Here is a 3,550-nt window from a genome sequence, read left to right as displayed (position 1 = left end):
GGCCGAGGGCCCGCGCGCTGCCGTGGTCGACGCAGCGCCGCCGGACGATCCGCTGTCGGCCCGCGAGCGCGAGGTGATGGCCCTGCTGGCCGAGGGCCAGAGCAACAAGCTCATCGCCCGCGCGCTGGGCCTCAGCCTACACACCGTGAAGCGCCACGTGGCCAACATCCTCACCAAGCTGGCGCTCGACAGTCGCACCCAGGCGGCGGCCTACTGGCACCGGCGCTGAGCCGCCCGCGCCGGGCGGAACGGGCGTTCCGAAAGACGTTCGACGACATCGAACGTTTGCATCGAAAGCGTGGCACGGCTTCCCGGGCCCGGTCGACGACGATGCATTCATGGCGACGGCGGCCGATCTTCCTGATCTCGCTGCTTCGTTCGCCACCCAGCTCAGGAGACCTCTCATGAATCGCTTCGACAACCAGACCGTGCTCGTCACCGGCGGCAGCAGCGGCATCGGCCTGGCGGCCGCCAAGGCCTACGCCGGCGAGGGCGCCCGCGTCGTGATCACCGGCCGCGACGAGAAGGCGCTGGCGCGTGCCCGGGACGACATCGGCCGCGGCGCCATCGCGCTGCGCAACGACGCCGGCAGCGTGGCGGAAGCCCGGCGCCTGGCGGAGGCCCTGCAGGCACAGGGCATCGAACTGGACGCCGTGTTCATCAACGCCGGCGTGGCGCGCTTCGCGCCGTTCGCCGAGGTGTCTGAGTCGCTGTGGGACGACACCTTCGCCGCCAACGTCAAGGGCCCGTACTTCCAGATCCAGGCGCTGGCGCCGCTGCTGCGCCCGGGCGCCGCGATCGTGATCAACGGTTCCATCAACGCCCACATCGGCATGCCCAACTCCTCGGTGTACGCCGCGAGCAAGGCAGCGCTGATCTCGCTCGCCAAGACGCTGTCGGCCGAGCTGCTGCCGCGCGGCGCGCGCGTCAACGTGGTCAGCCCGGGGCCGATCTCGACGCCGCTGTACGGCAAGCTGGGTCTGGACGCGGCGACGCTGCAGGCCACCGCGGCCACCATCCAGGCGCAGATCCCGGTGGGTCGTTTCGGCACGCCCGAGGAACTGGCTTCGACGGTGCTGCACCTGTCGGCCCGGGAGTCGGCGTTCATCGTGGGCGCGGAACTCATCGTCGACGGGGGCATGAGCACCCTGTAACCTCGGTCCATGCTGTCTCAGGACGAACTCGCGATGCTGCAGGCCATCCGCGCCAGCGGCAGCCTGTCGAAGGCGGCGGCGCGGCTGGGCAAGGCGCCTTCGACCCTGTCGCATGCGGCGCGGCAACTGGAGGCTCGCTACGACGCGCTGCTGTTCGACCGGCGGCGCTACCGGCTCGAACTCACGCCGGCGGGCCGGCTGCTGGCTGAGGAGGCCGAGCGCCTGCTGGGCGACATGGGGCGCCTGAACACCCGCGTGCGCCAGATCGCCAGCGGCTGGGAAGACCGGCTCGGCATCGTGACGGACGAGCTGCTCGAGTTCCAGACGCTGCTGCCCGTCATCGCGGATTTCGACCGCCTGAAATCGGGCGTGGGGTTGCGCATCACCCACGAGGTGCTCGGCGGCACCTGGGGCGCGCTGCGCGATGGCCGGGCCGACCTGGTGATCGGCGCGACCAACGAGCCGCCGGCGATTCCCCGGCTGCGCTGGTTCGAGCTCGGCGTGATGGACTGGGTCTTCGCCGTGGGCTCGCGCCACCCGCTGGCCGGTGCGACCGAGCCGCTGCCGCGCGAGGTGATCCAGCAGCACCGCGCCGCCGTGGTGGCCGACACCTCGCGCGACGCCGGTACGCGGACCTACGGCGTGCACGGCGGGCAGGCGCAGCTGGCGGTGCCGAGCATGGCAGCCAAGATCGCCGCCCAGCGGGCCGGGCTGGCCGTGGGCTGGCTGCCACGGCAGCGGGTCGCGGCACTGCTGGCGAGCGGCGAGCTGGTGGAGAAGAAGACGGCCGACCCGCGCGAGCCCAACACGCTCTACGTCGCCTGGCGCGGCGAGCACAGCGGCAAGGCGCTGGCCTGGTGGGTCGAGCGCCTGCGCGAGCCGCGGCTGATGAAGCGCCTGGTGAACGGCCTGGAGGTCCGGTAGCCGGACGCTCAGGCCTCCGGCAACGCTGCCAGCACCGCCGCGCTCGGCGCGTGCCAGCCGACGATGGCGCCCTGCGCCGCGATCATCTCCAGCACCGCGGCCTTGTAGGCCGGGAAGTAGCTCTCGGTGCCGTCTTCCACCAGCAGGCCGTCGTAGCCGCGGTCGTTGGCCTCGCGCATCGAGGTCTGCACGCAGACCTCGGTGGTCACGCCGGTGAACACCAGGTGGCTCACGCCCAGCGCCTGCAGCCGCTCGTGCAGGCCGGTGGCCCAGAACATGCCCTTGCCGGGCTTGTCGATCACGATCTCGCCGGGCTGCGGCGCCAGCGCCGCGATGATCTCGGTGCCGGGCTCGCCGCTGATCAGCAGCCGGCCCATCGGCCCCGGGTCGCCGATGCGCAGCGTGGGCGCGCCGCGCAGGCGCTTGGCCGGCGGGCAGTCGCTCAGGTCGGCCTTGTGCGCCTCGCGGGTGTGCACCACCGGCCAGCCGCGCGCGCGCCACGCCGCCAGCAGCGCGGCGATCGGCGCGATGGCCGGCACCAGCAGCGAGACGTCGTTGCCGAGCGAGGCGCCGAAGCCGCCGGGCTCGATGAAGTCGCGCTGCATGTCGATCACGACCAGCGCGGTGGCGCCGGGTGCCAGGCGGTAGTCGAACGGGGCGGCGGGGATGCTGATGCTCATGCTGGTGCTCGTGCTCATGCGGCCTCCGGCAGCGGCTGGGCGTGCCCGTGGTCGGCGCCGCCGCCCATGTGCGCGCCGATGGTGTGGCGGTCCACGTCGCGGCCGGCGTCTCGAACACGAGGCGGCCTTCGCTCATCACCGCGATGCGGTCGGCCAGTTCGATCAGCTCGTCGAGGTCTTCGCTGATCAGCAGCACCGCGCCGCCGCGCTCGCGCACCTGCAGCAGCCGCGCGTGGATCTCGGCCACCGCCGCGAAGTCGAGGCCGAACACCGGGTTGGCGGCGATCAGCACGTTCACGTCGCCGGCCAGCTCGCGCGCCAGCACAGCGCGCTGCACGTTGCCGCCCGACAGCGAGCCGATCGGCGCGTTCTCGCCGCGCGTCTTGATGCCGTACTCGGTGATCCAGGCGCGCGCGCGCTCCTTCCAGGCGCCGAAGCGCAGCCAGCCACCGCGCCGCAGCGGCGGCTGGTCGAAGTCGCGCAGCGCCATGTTCTGCGCCACGCTCAACTCGGCCACGCTGGCGCTGCGCAGCGGCTCCTCGGGCAGCGCGCGCAGCTTCAGCAGGCGGTTCTCGTGGCGCTTCGCGCCGTAGGGCACGCCGCCCACCCGCACCTGGCCGGCCAGCCGCGGGCGCTGGCCGACCAGCGCCTCGACCAGCTCGCGCTGGCCGTTGCCGGACACGCCGGCAATGCCGAGGATCTCGCCGGCCTTCACCGCCAGGCTCAGGCCCTGCACCGCGAGCGTCCCGCGGTCGCCCAGCGCGTCGAGCCCCTGGACCTGCAGCGCCACTG

4 protein-coding genes and 1 pseudogene are annotated in these 3,550 nt (G+C 72.9%); 3 read left to right on the top strand and 2 right to left on the bottom strand.

Annotated elements, in window-relative coordinates:
- From Y694_RS20550 to Y694_RS20540, 3 genes are all read left to right on the top strand, one after another.
- On the top strand, positions 1-229 hold a 229-nt coding region (locus Y694_RS20550), incomplete at its 5' end, for a helix-turn-helix transcriptional regulator (protein ID WP_036236041.1).
- 175 nt (positions 230-404) lie between these two features.
- Complete coding sequence (locus Y694_RS20545; protein WP_036236038.1) at positions 405-1,154, top strand: SDR family oxidoreductase; 750 nt, start codon at positions 405-407, stop codon at positions 1,152-1,154.
- 9 nt (positions 1,155-1,163) lie between these two features.
- Positions 1,164-2,078 carry a LysR family transcriptional regulator gene (locus Y694_RS20540; RefSeq protein WP_036236036.1) on the top strand — a complete coding sequence of 305 codons (915 nt, stop codon included), beginning with the start codon at positions 1,164-1,166 and terminating at the stop codon, positions 2,076-2,078.
- Positions 2,079-2,086: 8 nt separating this feature from the next.
- On the opposite strand, the gene Y694_RS20535 is transcribed toward Y694_RS20540, so the two are convergent.
- Entirely contained in the window at positions 2,087-2,776 is a 690-nt protein-coding gene (locus Y694_RS20535; RefSeq protein ID WP_011828364.1) for a cysteine hydrolase family protein, read from the bottom strand.
- Positions 2,773-3,550, bottom strand: a pseudogene (locus tag Y694_RS23815) (ATP-binding cassette domain-containing protein); the annotation flags it as partial. The gene Y694_RS20535 and the pseudogene Y694_RS23815, both read right to left, overlap by 4 nt.

Origin of the sequence: Methylibium sp. T29-B, assembly GCF_000576225.1 — a bacterium.
In the GTDB taxonomy this organism is placed as follows: Bacteria; Pseudomonadota; Gammaproteobacteria; order Burkholderiales; family Burkholderiaceae_C; genus Methylibium; species Methylibium petroleiphilum.
This window is presented reverse-complemented; position numbering and strand designations above follow the sequence as displayed.

Excerpts from the sequence above, each read along its gene's own strand:
- Y694_RS20545 (WP_036236038.1), top strand. The coding sequence starts at position 405 with ATGAATCGCTTCGACAACCAGACCGTGCTCGTCACCGGCGGCAGCAGC.
- Y694_RS20540 (WP_036236036.1), top strand. The coding sequence starts at position 1,164 with ATGCTGTCTCAGGACGAACTCGCGATGCTGCAGGCCATCCGCGCCAGC.
- Y694_RS20535 (WP_011828364.1), bottom strand. The coding sequence starts at position 2,776 with ATGAGCACGAGCACCAGCATGAGCATCAGCATCCCCGCCGCCCCGTTC.